This is a genomic window from Mariniradius sediminis (assembly GCF_021491425.1).
GTDB lineage: Bacteria > Bacteroidota > Bacteroidia > Cytophagales > Cyclobacteriaceae > Mariniradius > Mariniradius saccharolyticus.
Genome location: NZ_JAKEVZ010000001.1, coordinates 542709 through 565203 on the forward strand (window position 1 = coordinate 542709; position 22495 = coordinate 565203).

A 22495-nucleotide genomic window follows, 5' to 3' on the forward strand; every position below is an offset into this window, starting at 1 on the left:
CTTTGTGGGCGAGGATTCACTGGCATTTATGGCATCACAAAAAACATCCTGCATCTGATCCTTGTCAACTTTCATTTGGCTGATTTTTGATTTACCTTAGAAAGAAAAAATTTTTCTTTATGAACAGGTCTTCAAATCTGGACATTCTAAAAAGCAATCAGGATAAAATTTGGGACCTAGTGGTGGTAGGAGGAGGTTCATCTGGCTTTGGAGTCGCACTTGACGCCTTGTCAAGGGGACTATCCGTGGTGGTGTTGGACAAATCAGATTTTGCCAAGGGCACCTCTAGCCGCAGTACAAAGCTGCTTCACGGTGGTGTACGTTACCTGGCACAGGGCGATATTCTCCTAGTTTTGGAAGCTCTTAAGGAAAGGGGAAGGCTCCTTGCCAATGCTCCCCACCTGACAAACAATCAGCCATTTATCATTCCGATTTATTCATGGTTTGACCGTGTCCAATATAGCGTCGGCTTGAAGATTTACGATTGGATGGCAGGTAAATGGAGATTGGGCAAATCCAGGTTCATTGGAAAGTCAGAAACCATCAACAGGCTCCCGCAGATCAAACAGGGAGGTCTGAAAGGTGGCGTCGTCTATCACGATGGGCAGTTTGATGACGCGCGGATGATAGTTGCCTTGGCCCAAACTTGCACCGAAATGGGAGGCTGCGTACTCAACTACGCCAAAGTCACTGACCTTTTGAAAGATGAAAATGGCACGATCAGCGGCGTCAGATTTGTGGACCAGATTGATGACAACCATTTACAGGTCAAGTCCAAAATGGTCGTCAATGCTACGGGTGTCTTTGCTGACAAGATTCTAAAAATGGACAATTCCGGTGCGCGGAAAAGCATACAGCCGAGCCAAGGCATACACTTGGTTTTTGACCAGTCATTCTTGGGGGGGAAAGATGCCCTGATGATTCCCAAGACTTCGGATGGAAGGGTACTGTTTGCGGTTCCATGGCATGGAAAGTTGGTGGTTGGGACCACCGATACGCTCAAGGACAAGCCTCAGCTTGAACCTGAAGCTTTGGAAAAGGAGATTGATTTTGTGTTGGAGACCGCACAGGCATATTTGGCAAAAAAGCCGACCCGAGCCGATGTATTGTCCGTTTTTGCGGGGCTGAGGCCATTGGCTGCACCGAAGGAAGACGGTGCCAAAACCAAGGAGATTTCACGTACGCATAAGGTTATCGTGTCTGACTCCAAGCTGGTGACGATTACGGGAGGAAAGTGGACGACTTTCAGGCAAATGGGAGAGGATACGGTCAAGCATTTTCCAAAGGTGACAGGCATATCCATACAGCCGAGCAAGTCCGCTGATATCAAACTCCACGGCTACGTGGCCAAGCCCGAACAAGGTCCCTTGTCCGTGTACGGTTCGGATGCGGACCATATTCGGGCCATGATGAAGGACAAACCGGAATTGGCAGAACGGCTGCATCCCGATCACCCCTATACTGCTGCGGAAGTTGTTTGGATCGTAAGGAACGAAATGCCAGCAAAGCTTGAAGACGTGCTTTCAAGGCGATTTAGGGTACTATTGCTGGATGCCAAAGCAGCAAAGGCCATGGCGCCAAAAGTTGCCCGGATTATGGCAAATGAGATCGGAAAAGATGCTGAATGGATATCAGGACAGTTGGCTGATTTTGAAAAGGTATCCAGCAAATACATCATCTAGAATGGCTGCGCTTCAATAGCTTTTGTTTTTGAATCAAAAACTTTCTATACAAAACCAACCCAAAATGACCCAATCAAAAGCTTACATTCTGGCCTTGGACCAGGGGACTACCAGTTCGAGGTCCATCATTTTTAATCATGATGGCGAGATCGAGTGTGTGGCCCAAAGGCCATTCAAACAACATTTTCCCAAAGCCGGATGGGTTGAACACGATCCAATGGAAATATGGTCCACCCAATCCGCAGTCCTCGCAGAATCATTGGCCAAAGGCGGGATCAAGGCCAAGGACATCGTTGGCATTGGCATTACCAACCAACGGGAGACAACCGTGGTTTGGGAGCGAAAAAACGGTAAACCAATCTACAATGCGATCGTTTGGCAAGACCGGCGCACGGCAGCCTATGTGGACCAACTCAAGACCGAGGGCAAGGAGGAATTGGTAGCGTCCAAAACAGGATTGGTGTTGGATGCCTATTTCTCAGCTACCAAAGTAAAATGGATCCTTGATAATGTGACGGGCGCCCGGGATCAAGCAGAAAGGGGGGAACTGGCTTTCGGGACCATCGACACTTGGTTGGTATGGAACCTCACCCACCGCAAGGTTCATGTCACAGACGTATCCAACGCCAGCCGGACAATGCTTTTCAATATTTTCGAAAAGAAATGGGACAAGGATCTACTGGAGCTTTTTGACATACCTGCATCCATGCTGCCCGAGGTGAAGTCTAGTTCTGAGATTTATGGGCACACTTCGGAGTATTTGTACCCGGTACCTTTGCCGATTGCAGGTATCGCAGGAGATCAACAGGCAGCACTTTTCGGCCAACTTTGCACCTCTCCGGGTATGGCAAAGACCACCTACGGTACTGGTTGCTTTCTCATGATGAATACCGGCGAAACCCCGGTTAAGTCCCAGAACAAGCTGCTCACGACCATTGCCTGGGAGGTCAATGGTAAAGTCAATTATGCATTGGAAGGTTCCGTCTTTATCGGTGGCGCCGCTATCCAATGGTTGCGGGATGGCATTGAATTGTTTGGCCATGCGAAAGAAAGCGAACAACTGGCGCAAAGCTTGGCAGATAACGATGGCGTGTATTTCGTCCCGGCTATGGCGGGGCTTGGAGCACCCCATTGGGACCAAAATGCTCGGGGTGCTTTTTTCGGAATTACACGTGGGACTACGATTGCGCATATGACAAGGGCGGCATTGGAGGCGATCGCTTATCAGGTGCGTGATGTACTCGATGCCATGCAAAAGGATAGCGGTGATCCTGTCAAGGAATTGCGGGTAGACGGTGGCGCCACGGCCAACAACTTCCTGATGCAGTTTCAGTCGGATATCCTTCAAACGAAGATCCGAAGGCCGAAAATCATAGAAACTACCGCTCTCGGAGCGGCTTTCTTGGCTGGATTGGCCGTGGGATTTTGGAAGTCAGAGGATGAAATCCAAAAACTATGGGAGTCAGACCGGGATTTTGAGCCAAAAATGGCAGTCGAAAAGGTAAATCATTTGTTGAAGTTTTGGCATAAAGCAGTCGAAAGATCTAAAAACTGGGTAGAGCTATGAATCCATTTATTGCGGAATATATCGGAACAGCGATATTGATATTGTTTGGGTCGGGCGTAGTGGCCAACGCTATTCTCCCGGGGACAAAAGGAAATGGCGGTGGATTGATCGCCATCACGACGGGTTGGGCCTTGGCAGTTTTTTGTGGTGTAGTAGTGGCGGGCCCGTATAGCGGAGCCCACCTCAATCCGGCAGTGACACTAGGATTGGCACTCACGGGGAAGTTCGGATGGGCATTGGCCCCGGGCTACATCTTCGCCCAAGTGGCGGGCGCCATGACCGGTGCGTTTGTGACTTGGTCTATGTACCGGGATCATTTTGATTTGGCGGATTCGTCCGGGCTGAAACGTGCGCCTTTTTGCACCGATCCAGCCATTCGCAATTTTTCTACCAGTGTGATTTCCGAAGTTGTGGGCACCTTTGTGCTGGTCTTTGTCATTTTGTATATCACTGGTGCGAACCTGGAGGGAGAAACCAAGGTGCCAATAGGTTTGGGCTCAGTTGGGGCGATACCGGTTGCTTTTTTGGTTTGGGTAATTGGATTGTCGCTAGGTGGTACTACAGGCTATGCCATTAACCCCGCGCGGGATTTTGGGCCAAGACTGGTGCACCAACTCCTGCCCATCAAGGGCAAGGGCAGTAGCGATTGGGGATACAGTTGGGTACCGATCTTGGGTCCAATTGTCGGCGCGTCTATTGCAGCGGGAGTTTATTTGATGTTGGGGTAGGAGGAGAAAGCGGAAAATTGATTTAACGATCCCCCCTTTAGATATATAATCCGAGGGGGGATTTTTCATTATCTCAGGACCTCTCTCGAAATCACGATTTTTTGGATTTCTGAGGTGCCTTCGCCGATTGTGCAAAGTTTGGCGTCGCGGTAGTATTTTTCTACAGGGTAATCTTTGGTGAAGCCGTAGCCGCCAAATATCTGTACAGCTTCATTGGATACGCTGACAGCGACTTCCGAGGCATAATACTTGGCCTGAGCGCCGGCCAGGGTTAACTTTTCGCCGCGATTTTTCAGATCCGCCGCTTTGAATGTCAATAGCCTTGCTGCTTCGACTTGTGTGGCCATATCCGCGAGTTTGAAGGATATCCCTTGGAAACTGCTGATCGGTTTGTTGAATTGGTGCCGTTCTTTCGAGTATTGGAGCGAGGCTTCCAAAGCGCCTTCTGCTATACCAAGTGAGAGTGCTGCGATGGAGATTCGGCCGCCATCGAGGACTTTCATGGACTGGATGAATCCTTCCCCCACTTCGCCCAATATTTGGCTTTCGTGGACTTTGCAATCTTCAAAAATCAATTCAGCGGTTTCAGATGCCCGCATTCCAAGTTTGTCCTCTTTTCTTCCGCCCCGAAACCCAGGCGTTCCTTTGTCCAAAACAAAAGCGGTCATCCCATGGGAATCACCAAGATCCCCTGTCCTTGCAATCACGACGGCAACGTCTCCAGATATACCGTGGGTGATAAAATTCTTTGCGCCGTTGAGGATGTAATATTCCCCATGCTTGACAGCGACCGTACGCATGTTGGCAGCATCCGAACCGGTGTTGGGTTCGGTGAGTCCCCAAGCGCCAAGGTATTCGCAGGAAGCCAGTTTGGGAAGGTACTTCCGCTTTTGCTCTTCGTTACCAAACATTAGGATATGGTTGGTGCAGAGCGAATTGTGGGCAGCCATCGATAGGGCAATTCCTGGATCCAGCTTCGCCAGTTCGGCAATGGCGGTGACATATTCGAAATAGCCGAATCCTGACCCGCCATAACTTTCCGGCACCAACACGCCCATCAGTCCAAGCTCACCTAGTTTTCGAAATAAATCCCTCGGGAAAATCTGGTGATCGTCCCATTCTTTGCGAAAAGGTGTGATTTCCTTTGCTCCAAAATCGCGGACCATTTGGGCAATCATCCGCTGATGCTCGTTCGGTTCAAAATGCATTGTCGTAAAGTTAAATTTGGGTTTGTGTGACGAATATACAAACTTGAAGTAGATCGGGAAGGTTTTTTCGATCGATCAAGTGGCCCATTTTTTCTTTTGGTGCCACATGGAAAGATCAAAAAAAAACCGGCCCAAATGCTCGGGCCGGATTTTCAAAACACAAAACAAATGAACACTTCTAATCAACTTTTACTTCGAAGTAGTACTCTTGCCCGTTGGGGTAGAGGCCTAATACGACTATTTCTTCACCTTTACTTCGTTTTAGGATTTCGATCAAGTTTTCGGCACCAGAGATTTTTGTGCGACCGTTGGAACCAATAATCGAGGTGATGATGAACCCTGCTCTTGCCCCGGATTTAGTCCAATTTTCATTTTCGACTGATACGATTGCGGCACCACCATCGATTTCCAATCTTTGCTTCACGCCTGTATTGACATCTTCAAAAGTCAGGCCATCAAATGCCAATACCTTTGGTGGTTCTTTCTTCACGATTTTGGTGTCACCGGAAATATTTTTCAGCATGGCCGTGGTTTTGCCCTCTTTCCCTTTTCTGAGGTATTTCACTTCGACTTTGTCGCCAGGGCGTTTTCTTGCGACCATTTCCTGGAGCTTGGCCACATTGTTTGTCTCCACGCCGTCGACGCCAATAATCACGTCTCCTGCCTTCAACCCTGCGTCCGCACCGCCGCCACCTTCGTTGACATCAACCACATACACGCCCTTGGAAGTATAGAGTTTTTCATTCAGTGTCTCTTCCAGTTCGGGGGATACGTCGCGGATTTGTACGCCCAAAAGACCTCTTTGTACGGCTCCAAACTCTAGCAAGTCATCCATTACCTTTTTTACAATAGCGCTTGGCACGGCAAAGGCATAGCCGTTGAAAGTACCGGTCCTAGAGGCGATTGCTGTATTGATGCCAATCAATTCCCCAGCGAGGTTCACCAAAGCACCGCCGGAATTGCCAGGATTGACGACCGCGTCCGTTTGGAGAAAGGATTCGATCTGTAAGTTGTTTTCCAAATCCCTCAAAATACCGATGTTCCTTGTTTTGGCACTGATGATGCCCGCGGTCACGGTAGACGTTAGGTCAAAAGGATTGCCCACTGCAAGAACCCATTCGCCGACGCGAACTTTGTCCGAGTCACCAAACCTGACATAGGGAAGGCTCTTTGCCTCGATTTTCAGCAATGCCAAATCAGTTGTCGGATCGGTTCCAATGACACGGGCAGTATAGCGGGTGTTGTCCTCAAGTGATACGTCGATGCGGGATGCATTTTCGATGACGTGGTTGTTGGTCACGATGTACCCGTCTTCAGAGATAATTACTCCCGAACCCGAACTACGTGCCTCTCTCGGCTGCTGTCCACGGTTTGGATTTCGGAAGCCGAAAAACTCCTCAAAAGGATCGGCACCCATTTGGCTTTGGTCTACTGAGACGTTACTCTTGATATGGACGACCGCTGGGGTGACCATTTCCGCCGAAGCCACAAAATTGATCCCATCAGGGATTACAAACTTGTCGTCGGAAAGCCAATTGACCAGGCTCGTGTCTTGCTTTTGGCTAAATGAGGAAGCTGTATTTTGCTTCATCAGGTAATTGACGCCTGCCAATGCGACCAAGGCGCCCACTGCAGATGCGAGTATGATTCCAAGGAAGAACTGCTTTCTATTCATGTTGATTTAGGTTTTCAAGTTCTGATAATGACGAAATTTACGGCTTGCTGTTATCAAATACCAAGCAAATATTGACGGGAACAGGCGGTATTTAACAAGGTTTAACAGGCTTCTGAATGCCCAGACAAACCTACAGGGTGATAACAAAAAAAAAGGAAGTGGGTTTCCCCACTTGCCTTATTTTACTTCGATTTTTGACTTGTTGACTTTCTTTTCTGCTTTCGGCAATGTGATTTTCAAAAGCCCATCTTCATAGGTGGCTTGGATTTCTTCTGCGCGGACATCGTCGGGAACGAAGAAGGTTCGCTTAAACGATCCATAGAGTGTTTCTACGGTGTGGAAGTTTTTGCCTTCCTTCTTTTCCTCCATTTTACGTTCTCCGGATATGGTCAGCTTGCCATCGAGGATGTCCAAGTCAAAATCCGACTTTTTCATGCCTGGGACAGAAACATGGATCTCATATTGCTTTTCGTCTTCGGCAATGTCCACGGCAGGAGTAAATTGTTTTATATTTTGGCCGATGGAATCTTGGAAGAAGCGATCCAAAAGCGTGCTAAATGATGCGGGATACGCTGGGTCGAGTTGGTTGAATCTGGCGAGTTTCATAGTCGTTATTGTTTTCGTTTGAGATGCTATGTTTGATAACTCGCTTTGGAGAGAAAAATATACCAATCCGATTTTTCAGTCATTTTGACTTGAATTTGATGGAATTTTTAAAGTTTATTGCCAAAATGACACTTTGAAGGGATAAATTTTGTGGGAGATGTATACAATGGAGGGCGTTTTCATATTTCAGGTTGGTTGAAAACTGATTACATTTAGAGAAAAAAGGTGAACCATGAGGTACTTTACCAGGATCCTGTTTTGCGTGATTTTTAATTCGGTATTTGTTTTTTCATCCCAAGCCCAATTACCTCGTATTCAACCAATCATAGATAGTTTGATTGTCAAGGTGGACAGTGTTGAGGAGCAAGTTGCCCCGAAACCAGTACCGTCATTGGAGAACAATATCCGCAAGATCGGAGACTTTTCAAGGGCGATCAATTCAATTACCCGGACGCTTGAGAAGGGTTTGGATACGGCAAGAATCAACGAGGCGATTCCCCGCATGGAGCGCTTTGTTACAAATGTTGACGCCCGCTTGAAGGAGAATAGCAACAGGCCGAATCTTCGGTTGATTAGTGCCCTGGAATATTTGGTAGGGTTGGCGGACAAAAGGGCCGCTGACGTAAACCAAATGATCAACGAGCGCATGGACGAATTGATCCTAGCCAAGGCGCAGTTTGACAGCATCAGGGCAGACGATGTAATGCTCTACACACTGCGTGACACGCTTCTTTTGCCGGAGTTTCAGGAATCCCTCAACGATCTAAAGCAAAAAGTATCAGAAACCGATAGTATCCTCAACCTAGAGCGAATCCACACCGCAGAGTATCAGTACAAGTTGGCGGCGATATCCCTACAGATCGAAAACATCGGTGAGATTGTAAAGACGGAAAAGCGTAAAATTGAGCGGAATACCTACCGACGGGAGATGAATTACATTTGGAACCCGTCGGATTTTCCAAAGACAGAGCGTATAGCAGACATATTTTCGCAGTCTTTTGGGTTTAATTTCCTCATCATCAACAGCTACCTGAAGGAGTTCCCGGGTTTGAGCATATTCCTGTTGATCGTTATCTTGATCTTGTACCGATGGATTTCGAAGAATCTCAAGCAGATCCGTGTCAACAAGGAGTTTTCGGATATTATTTTTGGAAGGCTAAAGTATGTCCATAAGTTCCCATTTTTATCGGCGATCATGGTTGTTTTGGCCATAGCGCCGTTTTTTTACCCCAATCCGCCCCAGTCTTTCTCATCCTTTTTGCTCATGATGATCGTGATTGCGTCAGGGTTCATGATTAGAAAAAGGGTAAGCTCCAAGGCTTTTCTTCTGTGGCTGCTCATGTTTGTGCTATTCATGTTCAATATGCTCAGCAAATTGTATTGGGATGTGGCATATCAGGAGCGGTGGCATTTGATTGTCTTTAACCTTTTGGGAATCTTTGTCACGCTTAGGTTCCTCAAGCTGGTAAAGGTCAAGGATGAAAACATCCCTCCTTATTTTGCCCCGATCGTGTCGGTATATGTTTTGTTTCAGGTCGTTTCGATCTTGGCAAATATTTTGGGAAGATTTAGCCTGAGCAAAATGGTAGGTATCACAGGCACGCTGAGCATGATGCATGCGGTGAGTCTTGTGATTTTTGTGATCATCATCAAAGAGTTGATCTACATTCAGGTAGAGGTAAGCAGAAAAGATTATGCCGGCTACACCTCCTCGCTTGATTTTCAAGGGATCCAAAAGCGGATCAATTCGCTTTTTACGGTTTTGGCCATCACGATTTGGGGTTACTATTTTTTGGATAGCCTCTATATGTTGGACCTCATTCTGGACTTTACGTTTGAGTTTTTGGAGAAACCCCGAAATATCCTCAACGCGTCGTTTACGTTCGCGCAGGTGTTCGTCTTTGTACTCGCGATTTATTTTGCCGGATTTATTTCAAATACCGTAGCATTTTTCGCTTCCATCAAAGACGAGCAATATGCGGGTGCACGGAGCAAGCGACTGGGTTCGTCAATCCTCTTGATCCGACTCGGGATATTCACATTGGGCATCATCATCGCCTTTGCAGCGTCAGGGATTCCCGTAGACAAAATCGCGATTGTGCTCGGTGCCCTGTCGGTAGGTATTGGATTCGGTTTGCAGACGATCGTCAACAACCTGGTCTCTGGGATCATTCTGGCATTTGAAAGGCCGATACAAATCGGGGATACCGTTCAGGTAGGGCAGGTAGAAGGAATAGTAAAGGAGATAGGTATCAGGTCGAGCAAGATCAAAAACTGGGACGGTGCGGATATCATCATCCCCAATGGCGATTTGCTGGCTCATCAACTGACCAACTGGACCCTATCGGATAAAAAGCGTCGGGTGGAATTGATCATCGGGGTCGCTTACCACTCGGACATGGACCATGTCACCAAGCTGATAGAGGAGCAGCTTTCCGTCGAAGGAATTCTGCATCTGCCGGCACCGAGGGTATTTCTGCAGACATTTGCGGACAACTCCGTCAATTTCAGGGTACTCTTTTGGGTCGACGATGTAGATGTGTGGGTAGCAATACGGGACAAAGTGATGCGCGGGATTTTCAAGTCTTTCCAAGAAAATGGCGTGGAGATACCATTCCCGCAGCGGGACATCTACGTGAAATCATTTCCGGGATTGATACAGGAAAACATCATCCGCCCAACGGAATTGGGGAAAAAAGAGGAGAAAAAAACCTCAGCGAATCCGAGCATCAGCACGGATGATTCCAAATCCTAAATCAGGATTTGGATGATCTCTCCACTTCACGTAGGTTTTCCAGTTTCTTGTTTCTCAAGAAGCCGTTGATGTCTTCGAAATGCTCCCTGACGCGTTTTTGACCAAACTCAAAAACCTTCGTCGCCAGACCGTCCAGAAAATCCCTGTCATGGGAAACGAGGATCAAAGTGCCGTCAAACTCCTTCAGGGCTTCCTTGATGATATCCTTGGTACGGATATCGAGGTGATTGGTCGGTTCGTCGAGAATGAGTAGGTTGACAGGCTCCAAGAGCAGCTTGATCATCGCCAAGCGGGTTTTTTCGCCACCGGAAAGCACTTTGACTTTTTTGTTGATATCGTCGCCGCCGAACATGAAAGCGCCGAGGATATCCTTGATTTTTGCGCGGATTTCGCCCACCGCGATGTTGTCGATGGTTTCGAAGATGGTTTGGTTTTCGTCGAGAAGAGAGGCTTGATTTTGGGCAAAATAGCCAATCATACTGTTGTGGCCCAATTCACACTTGCCTTCGAAGTCGATCTCTCCCATGATGGCCTTGACCATGGTGGATTTGCCTTCGCCGTTTTTGCCGACGAAAGCCACTTTCTCCCCGCGCTCGATGGTCATGGAGGCATTTTTGAATACCACATGGTCGCCGTAGGATTTGGATAGATCTTCGACAATGACAGGGTACTTACCCGATCTTGGGGAAGGGGGAAATCTCAAGCGCAGCGCAGAATTGTCCACCTCGTCGACCTCCACGAGTTCCAGTTTTTCGAGCATTTTGACCCGGGATTGGACTTGGAGGGTCTTGGAGTAGGTGCCTTTGAACCTTTCGATAAATTGTGTCGTCTCGGCGATAAACTTCTGCTGCTCGTCGTATTGCTTCTGCTGCTGCTCGCGGCGTTCTTTTCTGAGTTGGAGGTAGTGGCTGTACTTTGCCTTGTAGTCGTAAATCCTCCCCATCGTCACTTCGATGGTCCGGTTCGTGATATTGTCCACGAATGCGCGGTCGTGGGAGATGACGACGACGGCTTTGGCTTTGCTGGTAAGGAATTCCTCCAGCCATTGGATCGACTCGATGTCCAAGTGGTTGGTCGGCTCATCGAGCAGAATAAGGTCGGGTTTTTGGAGCAGGATTTTCGCCAATTCGATCCGCATACGCCATCCTCCGGAAAACTCCCCCGTGGGACGATGGAAGTCCTCCCTTTCGAATCCAAGGCCGAGAAGTACTTTTTCGACATCCTCCTCGTAGTTGATCTCTTCGATGGAGTAGAATTTTTCACTCAGCTCGGAGACTTTTTCGATGATTTTGTAATAATCCTCCGAGTCATAATCCGTGCGCACGGTCAGTTCCTCGTTGAGTCGCTCGATTTCGGCCTTCATGCCGAGGTAATAGGCGAATGCCTTGGAGGTTTCTTCAAATACCGTACAGTTGTCCTCGGTCAGCAAGTGCTGTGGGAGGTAGGAAATCACAGCGTCTTTTGGGGCGGAAATGTTTCCTTTGGAAGGCTTGGTGATGCCCGCGATAATCTTGAGCATGGTGGACTTTCCTGCGCCGTTTTTGCCCATCAAGGCAATTTTGTCGGTGTCGTTGATGGCAAAGGAAATATCGCTGAACAGCGCCCGCCCGCCGTGGATGACCGAAATATTGTCAACTGAAATCATGAAGCTCGGATTTGAAGGCGCAAAGGTAGGGAATAGAAGGATTAGAAAATTGAAAGATTCGAAGATTGTGGAATTGAAAAATTGGGGATTGTATGACCTGAGCCGCTGAAGGCATGTGGGTTATCCCAACAATCGTTTGGTCGGATTAGAAGTGGACGTATTTTCGACTTTTGGCAAATGGGATAATTGTCGTTATATTTTTTTCTTTCTACCGAAAAATACCACCTCCATATGATAGCCGATCCTAGCACATTTTCCGCAGCAAGAATAAAGCCTTCCAAACTAGTCAACTTTCTCCCATTAATGATAGCTGCTTTTCTTAGTGCTGCCGGGTTTGCCCAGCAGCCCCAATCACCCTTGGTTAGTTCCTTTCAGGAGCATTTGAGGCATCAAGAGCAATCAATCTACGGCTTGAATTGGATTTCACTTGGCCCAGTAGGCAACAGCGCTCTAGTAGAAGCATTTCAGGTAGACATGCAGCATCCCGGTACAATTTACTTGGGATTTGGATCGGGGAGCCTGTGGAAGACAACCAATAACGGACTGTCGTGGAAGCCAATTTTTGATGAAGAAGCATCCTATAGCGTCGGTGACTTTGCTTTGGCTCCGTCCAATACCAATATCATCTACTTCGGTACCGGAGAGACCTTAAAGAAACCCAGGAACTTCACGATGCCAGGCACCGGGATGTACCGTTCTGACGACGGTGGGGAGACTTGGCGTCACCTCGGCCTCGATGACTCTTGGCATATCGCCAAGGTGGTGGTTCATCCGACCAATCCGGATATCGTGTACGTCGCCGTGCTCGGCCATTTGTGGACCACCAATCCCCACCGGGGAATTTACCGATCGCTCAATGGTGGCAAGGACTGGGAGCATGTACTTTATGTCAATGACCAAACCGGCGCCAACGATATCGTCATGGCGCCATCTGACCCCAACACGCTCTATGCTTCGGTATGGGAAAGCTATCCGACAGTAAATGGAAAAAACAGTGGTGTTTTCAAAAGTGTGGATGGTGGAAAAACTTGGAAAAGGCAGGATTCTGGCATTCCTGTGGGAGAAGGCCGCGGCCGGATCGGCTTGGCGGTTTCCCATCAAAATCCTGACAAAGTCTATGCCTTGATGGACCACAGAAATAAGGACGGTATGGATGCCGAAGAGGTCGGGGCAGCAGAGGTGTATCTAAGTCTTGACGGTGCCAAATCTTGGAAAAGAACCCACACCGATGAGTTGATGATCAACTCCGTGATCGGTTGGTACTTCGCCGATATCGTCGTTGATGCGCACGATGACGATGAGATTTACGCCTTGGGAGTTCGGTTGGTACATAGCAAGGATGGCGGCAAAACTTTTGAAATCGTTGCAGGTGACGTTTACCACTTGTTTCCAAATCCAGCAGATCCCTTACACTTGGACCAATGTGAAATTTGGATCAACCCGACGAACAGCAGCCACATTGCATTGGCAAATGATGGGGGGTTCTATGTGAGTTACGACAAAGGACAATCGTGGATGCACTACAACAACATCCCAACGGGGGAGTTTTATGACATCACGCTCGACAAAGGAACCCCCTACAAGATTTATGGTGGCACCCAAGACAATGCCACAGTTTTTGGGCCTTCCAGGGAATGGAACCCCAAGCGCCACGACGGTTGGCAATACCTTTGGATTGATCCCTGGAGCGGAGGTGACGGTTGCATTACGGTTATAGATCCAGTCGATTCGATGACAATCTACTACAGCGCGCAGGAAGGTGCCATCCGACGAATGGACCTGAAGACGGGAAATTCCAAACCAGTACGACCCAATTCCGAGAAAATGGGTGTTGAATTGAATTATCATTTTATCTCTCCCTATTTTCTTTCGGAGTTTGATAACCGAGAACTTTATCTCGGCGGGAATTATGTGGTGAAGAGTGAAAACCGTGGCGACGATTGGAAGGTGATTAGTCCAGATTTGACTAAGAACGGCAATTCCAACAAAACTTCCCTTGCAGTCAGTGCTTTGGTGGAATCTCCGCTGGAAAAGGGGATGATGTATGCCGGAACAGATAGAGGTTTGCTATGGTCGACTCCTGATGGGGGGAAGACTTGGACAGACAGGTCCGAGGGTCTACCAGATGCCTATGTCCGCAGCATTACGCCTTCTAAGTACCAGTCGTCAAGGGTATACCTGGCACTTTCCGGCATCAACTATGACGATTTCAATACCTATCTTTTCAAATCAGAGGACGGAGGAAAGACCTGGGAAAGCCTGAAAGGCAATTTACCGGGCGAGGTTGCCTATGTCATCAAGGAGGATCCGGTATTTGAGAACGTCCTTTATGCGGGGCTATACCGTGCGGTCTATATATCCACAGATCGGGGAAAAACCTGGTCAAAATTGGGACAGGGTTTTCCCCCGGCTGCCGTATCGGATATCGAGGTCGAACCCCGCAGCCATGATTTGGTCGTCTCCACCCATGGTCGTGGAATCTACAAAGTCAACCTGAAGCCACTGTATGAGGTGCTTGACAAAAAATCGATCAATGAAGAAATGCTTCTAGCGCTAGGGAATGTCACCGTTTTGCCTGCCGAAAGGTTTGATAAGCTCCATAATTTTGACTTGGAAAAAATGACAATCTCGTTTTGGTTGCCTAAGGCAAAGACTGTCTCCATCAATATTCTTGACGAAAAAAAAGTCTTGCAATGGTCGAAGAAAATAGATGGGCGAAAGGGATTGAACCAGTACCGCTGGGATTTGATCCTTCGGGAAAACAAGAGCCCCTTGCCCTATTTCCTCAATCAAAGAGAATTTCTTCCCAAGGGCAAGTATACGCTTCAACTTGTTGGAGATAAGACACTCGAAAAGGAATTTGAAGCGATAGATTGAGGGATTTTCAAACTAGATAAGCCTTGGTTTTGGTAACGGCAGGATTCCGAGGCGAAGTATTTGGGGCAAGGCCCTAAAATGAGGATTGTCTTGGAGGATGATATTTGAACAAATGCGAACTGACGTATTCGATCTACAGCGGTGTAGACACACTAAAAAAACCGCCCCGGATTCCCAAGGCGGTTCAAATTTTAGGATTTCAATGTTTAATCTCCTTAAGCTTCCACTCCCAGCACCTTAGCCATCAGCGAACCAATTTCTGCGGGGCTTTCGGCGACATTGATGCCGTTTTCGGCCATAATGCGCATTTTGGCGGCTGCGGTATCATCGGCGCCACCGATGATGGCTCCAGCATGACCCATCCTTCTTCCGGGAGGTGCAGTCTGTCCTGCAATAAATCCTACGACCGGTTTTTTGTTGCCATTGGCGCGGATCCACCTGGCGGCATCTGCTTCATAGTTACCGCCGATTTCTCCGATCATGACGATCGCATCGGTCTCAGGGTCATTCATTAATAGTTCGACAGCTTCCCTGGTGGAAGTTCCGATTATCGGATCTCCGCCAATTCCAATCGCCGTGGATACACCTAAACCTGCTTTTGCGATTTGGTCTGCGGCTTCGTAGGTAAGCGTTCCGGATTTGGAGACAATGCCAATCCGGCCTTTTTTGAAGACGAAACCTGGCATAATGCCCACCTTGGCTTCACCTGGAGTGATGACGCCGGGGCAGTTTGGCCCGATGAGCGTCGCACCTCTTTCCTTGATATAGGGCTTAGCCTTCATCATATCAGCTACTGGAATACCTTCTGTAATCGCAATGATGACTTTAATTCCGGCATCGGCAGCTTCCATGATGGCGTCCGCGGCAAATGCCGGCGGAACGAAGATGATGGAAGTGTTAGCGCCTGTCTTGAGGACTGCCTCTTCCACGGAGTTGAACACAGGCTTTTCCAGGTGCTTTGTTCCTCCTTTACCGGGAGTCACACCGCCTACCACATTGGTGCCGTATTCGATCATTTGCTGCGCGTGAAAAGAACCCTCCGACCCGGTGAAGCCCTGCACGATGATTTTGGAATCTTTATTGACTAAAACACTCATGCTGCGATTTTTAAAGTTTCGCACAAAAATAAAAGATTCACCCCTACCGCAAAAGAATTGGGAAACATTATCGGATTAATTTACACTGTTGATATCTTTTCATAATTTAGACGGCGTTCACCTGCCCTATGCTAAAATATTTACTGCTCATCTTGGCTTTCCTGGTTTGCAAGGAAGGGAATGCCCAGACTTTTTACTTTAACAAACAAATCAAAGGGGTCAATTTGCCCACGGAAATTGTATATGAGGCGGTGCAGGATGACAAAGGTCGGATGTGGTTCAACACCGCGCTGGGCGTTTACTATTCGGATGGGTTTTTGACTTATCCCATTCCGGATGATGTGCAGACTAAGCTTGCGAACCTGGTCCACATTTTCAAGGATGAGGACGGCAGGATTTGGATCGCCAACAAGGTAAAACAGCCCAAAGTATTTTTTCTCGAGAATGATACTTGGAAGGAATTTGACATTCCCGAAAGCTTGGACAGTAGTCCAATGAAAAGCTATTATAGATTCATAGCTGCAAAAGTCTCAGGGAAATACCAATTTGTCTTCGAGACCGAAAACCTCATCAACGTAGGCGATGGAAAGATTTGGAAGTCTTTTTCTTACAAACCTGACCAAGTTGGACATTATAGTTCCCATACCATCGGGCCTCAGGGTTTGGTGATTTTTCACAACAAGCAGGCTTTCAGGGTCGACAACATGCAATTGGTTCCTTTTCAGGTTCAGGCCAAGTCAGAAATACCGAATGTAGAACATATTAAGTTTGATTCCCTTTCCGGACGTTATTATTTCTTGGGGAAAGACTTGTTCGGCTATGGTGCAAATTTCGACAGGATTGACTCCGTGATTCACCGGAAGTTTTCACGTGATATCTATAGCACAAGTAATTTTTCCAAGCTGCAGGTGGCCAAAGGAAAAGTGTTTTTCTTCTACAACTCCCAGCTCTACCAACACAACCCAGAGTCAAAGGTCAGTTTGGAAATTGATTCTTATGATATGCTAAAGGCCTACCATATCAATTCGTTTTTGGTCGACCGGGAAAACATCACTTGGATTATTACTAACCGAGGCTTGGTCAATATCAATTCACTGGCGTTCATGAATTTTGATTCCTTGGTCTTTTTGGACGATGAGGTAACAGCGGTGACTGAACTTCCAGATCGGAGCATTTTGGTGGGGTTCAATGATGGCCTGCAGGTTTTTGATGGGGCAGAAGTGAAGACCCTCTTGGGAGAAAAGGAGATAGTCGGGCATCCAAAATTCAGGATCACCAATTTCACGACCGACAAAAATGGGATCGTGTGGTTCTCTTCCAATCTCCGGGGATTGGGGAGATTTGATCCAAAGACAAATCAACTGGAGTTTGAGCCACATCCGGAAGGAATATTTGCCAACGGTGTGGATGTGGTAGGGGACAGCCTGTTTATCATGTGTCGCAGCAGGCTTTACCTGTCCGATATCTCCAATCGCAAAGGACAACATTTCAAAAACGACATTACTTCTAGTATTCTCAACGAGCTGGAACTTTTTGATCTCTATGTTCGAAAAGTCGGGAAGCTTTCGGACGGCAGGTTGATACTGCTGCACGGAGGCAATCCGACGGTGCAGGAGGGCTTTCGGCGGGGTAAAAACTATTTGACCGTGATCGGTTTTGATTATTTGGAAAGAGGAAATGAATTGATTATTGGTTCTGAAAACGGTCTCCGGGTTCTGGATTCTAATGGATTACAATATTTGACAGTAAACGGTGAGAAAATCACCCGCTCCGTGTATTCATTGCTTGAGGACTCGAATGGTCATCTTTGGGCCGGCACAGATAACGGTGTCTACATCATCCGAAATGGAAAGGTGGATCATTTCAACGAGAAAAATGGCCTTTCAGGACTGGAGGTAAATAGGGGCGCCTTACTTGAGACAAGTAGGAAACAGGTTTTGATCGGGACCAATCGGGGTTTGTCAGTGTATTTGAGCGATCAGGAAACCGACTTATTGGAGAAGCCTTTCACGGAAATCGTTTCTTTGGCTGTAGTCGGGTATGAGAAAGATTCCATAGACATCGAGAACATTCCCTACGGGATCAACAATGTTCAGGTGAATTTTCATGCGGTCACATTCAAACAGCCCAACAATCTCGTCCTGAGATACAAGCTGGAAGGTTATCATGATGACTGGCAGGAAATGGTGAGCCCACGTTCAAATTCCCTCACATTCAGTAATCTTCCTTACGGCACTTACCGCTTTTTGATGCAAGCGGGCTTGGAAGGTGGCGTATTTTCTGAGCCAATTTCATCTCAGAAGTTCAGGATTTTGAGGCCGATATATTTGCAGGTCTGGTTCATTATTCTGGTTTTGCTTTTCTTTCTCCTGGTGGGATATCTCTTCAATACGGTCTTGGAAAATATTCGCCGACAAGTGTTGCTCACACGAACAATTGACCAAAAGAGCAAGCAGGTATTGCAGACTGAGGACCAGTTTAAAAACGTATGGGAGAGTTCTATGGACGGTTTGATGTTGTCTGTCGAAGGTGGCAAAATCATAGCGGTGAACCCCAGCTTGGCGCAGATGGTTAGGAAAACAGTTGCCGAACTCGAAAAAGGTTTCGTCAAAGACCTATTCTATAGACCTGAATATTATCTGGAATCACGTCCGCTCATTGCCAGTGCCCTCAATGATCCCAATAAACATGCAGGTACCTTTGAAATGAGGATGCCACTTCGTGGAGGGGACCGTGACATCGAGCTTTATGTTTCCAGACTGAGGTCGGACTATGAGGGTAAAAACATCATCCTATCCGTTTTTAGGGATATCACCGGGAAAAAGGATTACGAACGCGGACTGAAGGTGGCCAAGGAGAAGGCTGAGGAAGCCAGCAAGGTCAAATCCAATTTCCTTTCCAACATCAGTCATGAAATCCGGACGCCGCTGAATGGCATCTTGGGAAGTACCGAAAACATCATTCTCCAGCGACCACATGACAGAGAGCTCGTTTCCCAATTGGAGATCATACAGGAATCCGGTGAAAGGCTGCTCGGTACCATCAACAGTATACTCGACCTTTCCAGGATCGAAGCCAACAAGATCGAGGTCCATTACCGTGAGACCAACGTCAATGAGTTTCTTTCCAAAATCCTCATGCCCCTCAAAGGTTTGGCGGTCAAAAAGGGATTGTTGCTCTCAGCGAAATATGAAACTCAGCCATTGGAAGGGCTGATTGATCGGCGCCTGTTCGAAATGATCGTCAACAACCTCGTGGGCAATGCCATCAAATATTCCGAAAAAGGCATGATCACCGTGCGGTTGCGACAGGTGGACCGTAATCTGGAACTGCTGGTGGAGGACCAGGGCATTGGCATGAGTCCGGAATTTTTGAAAAACGTATTCAAGCCGTTTGAGCAGGAAAGCCAAGGCTATGGCAGGAGTTATGAAGGAACCGGCTTGGGCCTGGCCATCACCCACCACCTTGTGCAGATTTTGGGTGGCGATATTCAAATTGACAGCCAAAAACACTTGGGCACGAAGGTTTTGGTGAGTATTCCACTAGGTAAAAAATGATTTCCGTAAAAGGACAAAACTCGTAATTTGCACCCTCATTCATAAAGCGCACATGTTTCCACTAAGGATATTGATCACTGAGGACGACCACGTCTCCGCCTTGCTGTTGAAAAAAGCACTGGAAAAAAACAACCATGAGATCATTGGGATTTCGGACTCGGGGGAGCGTGCCTTGGAGATTTTGGAAACCAGTCCAGCCGATATCGTCATGATGGACATCAATTTGGCTGGCGAGCTTGATGGAATCAGGACCACCGAGATCATCAATGAAAAATATGATATTCCGGTAGTTTATCTCAGTGCGAGCTCCGATGCGGAAACGCTCACAAAGGTAGTCGGGACCAATCCAAGTGCCTACGTGATCAAGCCCTTCAACATCAGGGAACTGAACATGGTGATAGAATTGGCCATTTTCAAAGACCGTAAGGAAAAGGAACTCCAGAAACTCAATAACGAGCTGGAAGAAAAGGTAAGGCAGCGGACAAAGGATCTTGCGGAGGCCAACAAAGAACTCACCCGTGCATTGGAAAAGGAAAGAGAAATCGGCGAGCTCAAGTCTCGCATCGTGTTGAATGTTTCCCATGGTTTCAAGACACCTTTGACCTCCATCCTCAGCTCAGCGCAATTGCTCCAACAGTATGCGGAGCGCGAGCACCCATTCAAGGCGAAGATCCAAAAACACGCCCAGAAAATCGAAAACTCTGTCCGTTCGCTAAACAGTCTGCTCACTTCGGTGTTGTTTTTTGGGAAAGCAGATGCCAATAAGATTGACTACAAGCCGAAGAAAATGTTTCTCGCGGCCATGCTCAACGAGATTCTGGACGTCGTCAAGGCAGGTTCGGAAAATGATGTGAAGATCAACACGAAGTTTGATAATCTGCCCAAGACCATCACCTCCGATTCGGATTTGCTCTACCAGATTTTCGAGAATCTACTTTCAAATGCCGTGAAATATTCGAAAGACGGCCAGGAGGTGGAATTTAAGGTTTGGCTGGAAGATGGGCAGCTGAAGGCAAGTGTCAAGGACCAGGGAATCGGAATACCCGAAAAGGAACAAAGCCAGTTGTTTGACCGCTTCTTTAGAGCAAAAAACGTGGGAATCATCGAAGGCTCCGGATTGGGCCTGTCCATTGTCAAGAAAAGCATCGAAGTGCTCAACGGAGATATTACTTTCCAAAGCGCCCAAGGCAAAGGAACCACATTCTTAGTGTCAATTCCGATTCAGAACTAATGATTCTAAAGGCCGAAAATATTTCGTTTTACTACGACGCCAACCAGCCATTCCAGATTCCGGATATCCGATTGGATCGGGGACAGCAGTTGTTGATTTTGGGTAAATCAGGAAGTGGGAAGACCACCATTTTACATATTTTGGCGGGACTGCTTCAGCCAAAGGCGGGTGAAGTGTCGATTGATGGGACATCGCTGTACACGCTCAAGGGGACCCAATTGGATAAATTTCGGGGGAAAAACATCGGCATCATTTTTCAAAAACCCCATATTCTTGCTCCTCTGACGGTGGAAGAGAATCTTTTACTTGCAAATTATTTTGCTGGAAAGAAAACCGACCGGATCAATTCGGTGCTTCAGGATTTGGGGATTGCGCACAAGAGAAAGTCATTGGTTAATAACCTGAGTGAAGGTGAGGCGCAGCGTGTGTCGATAGCCCGGGCCTTGGTCAATGAACCCAAAATCATCTTGGCGGACGAGCCTACGGCAAGTTTGGATGACCAAAATGCAGAGGCGGTCGTCAAACTGCTTAAGGATCAAGCGGAAAAACATCAAGCTGCCTTGGTGATTGTTACGCACGATCAGCGGGTTAAAAACCATATTTCCAACCAAATCACCGTAGGGATCTGATATGAACTTACTGAAACTTAGCTGGAAATACCTGACTGCAAAGCCACTGAGTACGGGATTGAATATCCTCTTGCTGGCTTTGGGATTGGCAATCATTACGGTGCTTTTGCTGATCCAGGATCAGTTCGAAAGCAAGATGACCAAGGATGCCGAAGGAATTGACTTGGTCGTAGGCGCCAAGGGAAGTCCATTGCAGCTCATTCTTTCGAGTATTTACCACATCGATTTTCCAACGGGAAATATCGATATGGATGAAGCCAAATCACTCGGCAAAAACAGGCTTGTCAAAAAAATCATCCCCTTGGGGCTTGGTGACAACTACCAAGGCTACAGAATCGTGGGCACCAACCATGATTATCTGGAATTGTACAAAGCAGAGTTTGCCCAAGGGAAACCTTGGGAGCTTCCATTTGATGTGGTGCTCGGTAGTGCGGTGGCAGAGAAAATGGGATTAAAGCTCGGAGATACGTTCATTGGTTCCCATGGCATTGGTAGCAGCAGCCACGACCATGGGGAACATCCCTATACCGTAACCGGTATTTTGGCCCCGATGGGCAACGTACTAGATAAATTGGTGCTCACGAGCATCGAATCCGTGTGGTACACGCATGACGAGGGAGAAGAGGATCCTGGCAAATTTCAGGCGCCAGTCGCAAAGACGGGTTTCCCAGAAGGCGAGGACCGTGAGGTGACTTCCCTTTTGCTCCAATACCGAAATCCGATGGCAGCCGTCCAACTTCCCCGCCAGATCAACAGCAGAACATCGCTGCAGGCTGCATCGCCGTCGTTTGAGATTTCCCGTCTTTTTGAATTGTTGGGGGTCGGAGTGAAGTTCGTTCAGGGAATTGCGATCGTGATCATCATCATCGCGGGTCTGGGCATCTTTATCGCACTGTTCAATTCATTGAAAGAGAGAAAATACGACCTCGCTGTCATGCGTACGATTGGAGCCTCAAGCGGTCAATTGTTCATCCATATTCTGTTGGAAGGGGTGATTCTTACCTTCATAGGAGCGATTTTGGGAATTCTCATTGGGCACCTTTTTTTGGGCATCCTCGTTATGCAAAACGATCAGGGGGCCATCGGCAACCTAAGCGCCTTGGTTTTCTTGACTGAGGAGCTTTGGATCGTTGTCTTCGCCGTATTCGTCGGTGTAGTAGCCTCTCTTATTCCTGCAATCAACGCTTATCAAACTGATATTGCCAAACAACTTTCCAAATCCTAATTTCGGGCGTGAC

At 47.5% G+C, this 22495-nt stretch carries 14 protein-coding genes; 9 read left to right on the forward strand and 5 right to left on the reverse strand.

Annotated features, from left to right (window positions below; genetic code table 11):
* Positions 1–119: 119 nt before the first annotated feature.
* The 3 genes from L0U89_RS02470 (at position 120) to L0U89_RS02480 (ending at position 3977) form a co-directional block, all read left to right on the forward strand.
* The gene (locus tag L0U89_RS02470) at positions 120–1682 is read left to right on the forward strand and encodes a glycerol-3-phosphate dehydrogenase/oxidase (RefSeq protein ID WP_234860060.1); all 1563 of its coding nucleotides are present in this window, start codon (positions 120–122) and stop codon (positions 1680–1682) included.
* A gap of 64 nt (positions 1683–1746) precedes the next feature.
* Complete coding sequence (gene glpK, locus L0U89_RS02475; protein WP_234860061.1) at positions 1747–3249, forward strand: glycerol kinase GlpK; 1503 nt, start codon at positions 1747–1749, stop codon at positions 3247–3249.
* On the forward strand, positions 3246–3977 hold the full coding sequence (locus L0U89_RS02480) for an MIP/aquaporin family protein (RefSeq protein WP_234860062.1): 732 nt from the start codon (positions 3246–3248) through the stop codon (positions 3975–3977). The genes glpK and L0U89_RS02480 overlap by 4 nt, the downstream gene beginning before the upstream one ends.
* A 68-nt stretch (positions 3978–4045) precedes the next feature.
* On the opposite strand, the gene L0U89_RS02485 is transcribed toward L0U89_RS02480, so the two are convergent.
* From L0U89_RS02485 to L0U89_RS02495, 3 genes are all read right to left on the reverse strand, one after another.
* Complete coding sequence (locus L0U89_RS02485; protein WP_234860063.1) at positions 4046–5185, reverse strand: acyl-CoA dehydrogenase family protein; 1140 nt, start codon at positions 5183–5185, stop codon at positions 4046–4048.
* A 178-nt stretch (positions 5186–5363) separates the two neighbouring features.
* The gene (locus tag L0U89_RS02490; RefSeq protein ID WP_234860064.1) at positions 5364–6860 is read right to left on the reverse strand and encodes a Do family serine endopeptidase; all 1497 of its coding nucleotides are present in this window, start codon (positions 6858–6860) and stop codon (positions 5364–5366) included.
* Positions 6861–7037: 177 nt separating this feature from the next.
* Positions 7038–7466: an Hsp20/alpha crystallin family protein gene (locus L0U89_RS02495; RefSeq protein ID WP_234860065.1), complete on the reverse strand. Its 429-nt coding sequence runs from the start codon at positions 7464–7466 to the stop codon at positions 7038–7040.
* Between the two features lie 334 nt (positions 7467–7800).
* Here L0U89_RS02495 and L0U89_RS02500 point away from each other — a divergent pair, with 334 nt between their 5' ends.
* On the forward strand, positions 7801–10221 hold the full coding sequence (locus L0U89_RS02500) for a mechanosensitive ion channel family protein (RefSeq protein WP_234860066.1): 2421 nt from the start codon (positions 7801–7803) through the stop codon (positions 10219–10221).
* 1 nt (position 10222) lies between these two features.
* On the opposite strand, the gene L0U89_RS02505 is transcribed toward L0U89_RS02500, so the two are convergent.
* A complete protein-coding gene (locus tag L0U89_RS02505; protein ID WP_234860067.1) occupies positions 10223–11866 on the reverse strand; it encodes an ABC-F family ATP-binding cassette domain-containing protein in 1644 nt (547 codons plus the stop codon).
* Positions 11867–12169: 303 nt separating this feature from the next.
* Between L0U89_RS02505 and L0U89_RS02510 the strand changes: the two genes are divergently transcribed.
* On the forward strand, positions 12170–14743 hold the full coding sequence (locus tag L0U89_RS02510; protein ID WP_234860068.1) for a beta propeller repeat protein: 2574 nt from the start codon (positions 12170–12172) through the stop codon (positions 14741–14743).
* Between the two features lie 215 nt (positions 14744–14958).
* Here the strand turns inward: L0U89_RS02510 and sucD are convergent, their stop codons facing one another.
* Positions 14959–15840, reverse strand: a complete 882-nt coding sequence (sucD, locus tag L0U89_RS02515; protein WP_234860069.1) for a succinate--CoA ligase subunit alpha — start codon at positions 15838–15840, stop codon at positions 14959–14961.
* 128 nt (positions 15841–15968) lie between these two features.
* Here sucD and L0U89_RS02520 point away from each other — a divergent pair, with 128 nt between their 5' ends.
* The 4 genes from L0U89_RS02520 to L0U89_RS02535 are packed head-to-tail and all read left to right on the forward strand — an operon-like array spanning position 15969 to position 22482.
* Positions 15969–19397, forward strand: coding sequence for an ATP-binding protein (locus tag L0U89_RS02520; RefSeq protein WP_234860070.1), 3429 nt, complete (start codon positions 15969–15971; stop codon positions 19395–19397).
* A 52-nt stretch (positions 19398–19449) separates the two neighbouring features.
* Positions 19450–20628, forward strand: a complete 1179-nt coding sequence (locus L0U89_RS02525) for a hybrid sensor histidine kinase/response regulator (protein ID WP_008631397.1) — start codon at positions 19450–19452, stop codon at positions 20626–20628.
* Positions 20628–21257, forward strand: a complete 630-nt coding sequence (locus L0U89_RS02530; protein ID WP_234860071.1) for an ABC transporter ATP-binding protein — start codon at positions 20628–20630, stop codon at positions 21255–21257. The genes L0U89_RS02525 and L0U89_RS02530 overlap by 1 nt, the downstream gene beginning before the upstream one ends.
* Before the next feature lies 1 nt (position 21258).
* Entirely contained in the window at positions 21259–22482 is a 1224-nt protein-coding gene (locus L0U89_RS02535; protein ID WP_234860072.1) for an ABC transporter permease, read from the forward strand.
* Positions 22483–22495: the final 13 nt, after the last annotated feature.

Coding starts and splice junctions, on each gene's coding strand:
- L0U89_RS02470 (WP_234860060.1), top strand. CDS start 120: ATGAACAGGTCTTCAAATCTGGACATTCTAAAAAGCAATCAGGATAAA.
- glpK (WP_234860061.1), top strand. CDS start 1,747: ATGACCCAATCAAAAGCTTACATTCTGGCCTTGGACCAGGGGACTACC.
- L0U89_RS02480 (WP_234860062.1), top strand. CDS start 3,246: ATGAATCCATTTATTGCGGAATATATCGGAACAGCGATATTGATATTG.
- L0U89_RS02485 (WP_234860063.1), bottom strand. CDS start 5,185: ATGCATTTTGAACCGAACGAGCATCAGCGGATGATTGCCCAAATGGTC.
- L0U89_RS02490 (WP_234860064.1), bottom strand. CDS start 6,860: ATGAATAGAAAGCAGTTCTTCCTTGGAATCATACTCGCATCTGCAGTG.
- L0U89_RS02495 (WP_234860065.1), bottom strand. CDS start 7,466: ATGAAACTCGCCAGATTCAACCAACTCGACCCAGCGTATCCCGCATCA.
- L0U89_RS02505 (WP_234860067.1), bottom strand. CDS start 11,866: ATGATTTCAGTTGACAATATTTCGGTCATCCACGGCGGGCGGGCGCTG.
- L0U89_RS02510 (WP_234860068.1), top strand. CDS start 12,170: ATGATAGCTGCTTTTCTTAGTGCTGCCGGGTTTGCCCAGCAGCCCCAA.
- sucD (WP_234860069.1), bottom strand. CDS start 15,840: ATGAGTGTTTTAGTCAATAAAGATTCCAAAATCATCGTGCAGGGCTTC.
- L0U89_RS02520 (WP_234860070.1), top strand. CDS start 15,969: ATGCTAAAATATTTACTGCTCATCTTGGCTTTCCTGGTTTGCAAGGAA.
- L0U89_RS02525 (WP_008631397.1), top strand. CDS start 19,450: ATGTTTCCACTAAGGATATTGATCACTGAGGACGACCACGTCTCCGCC.
- L0U89_RS02530 (WP_234860071.1), top strand. CDS start 20,628: ATGATTCTAAAGGCCGAAAATATTTCGTTTTACTACGACGCCAACCAG.
- L0U89_RS02535 (WP_234860072.1), top strand. CDS start 21,259: ATGAACTTACTGAAACTTAGCTGGAAATACCTGACTGCAAAGCCACTG.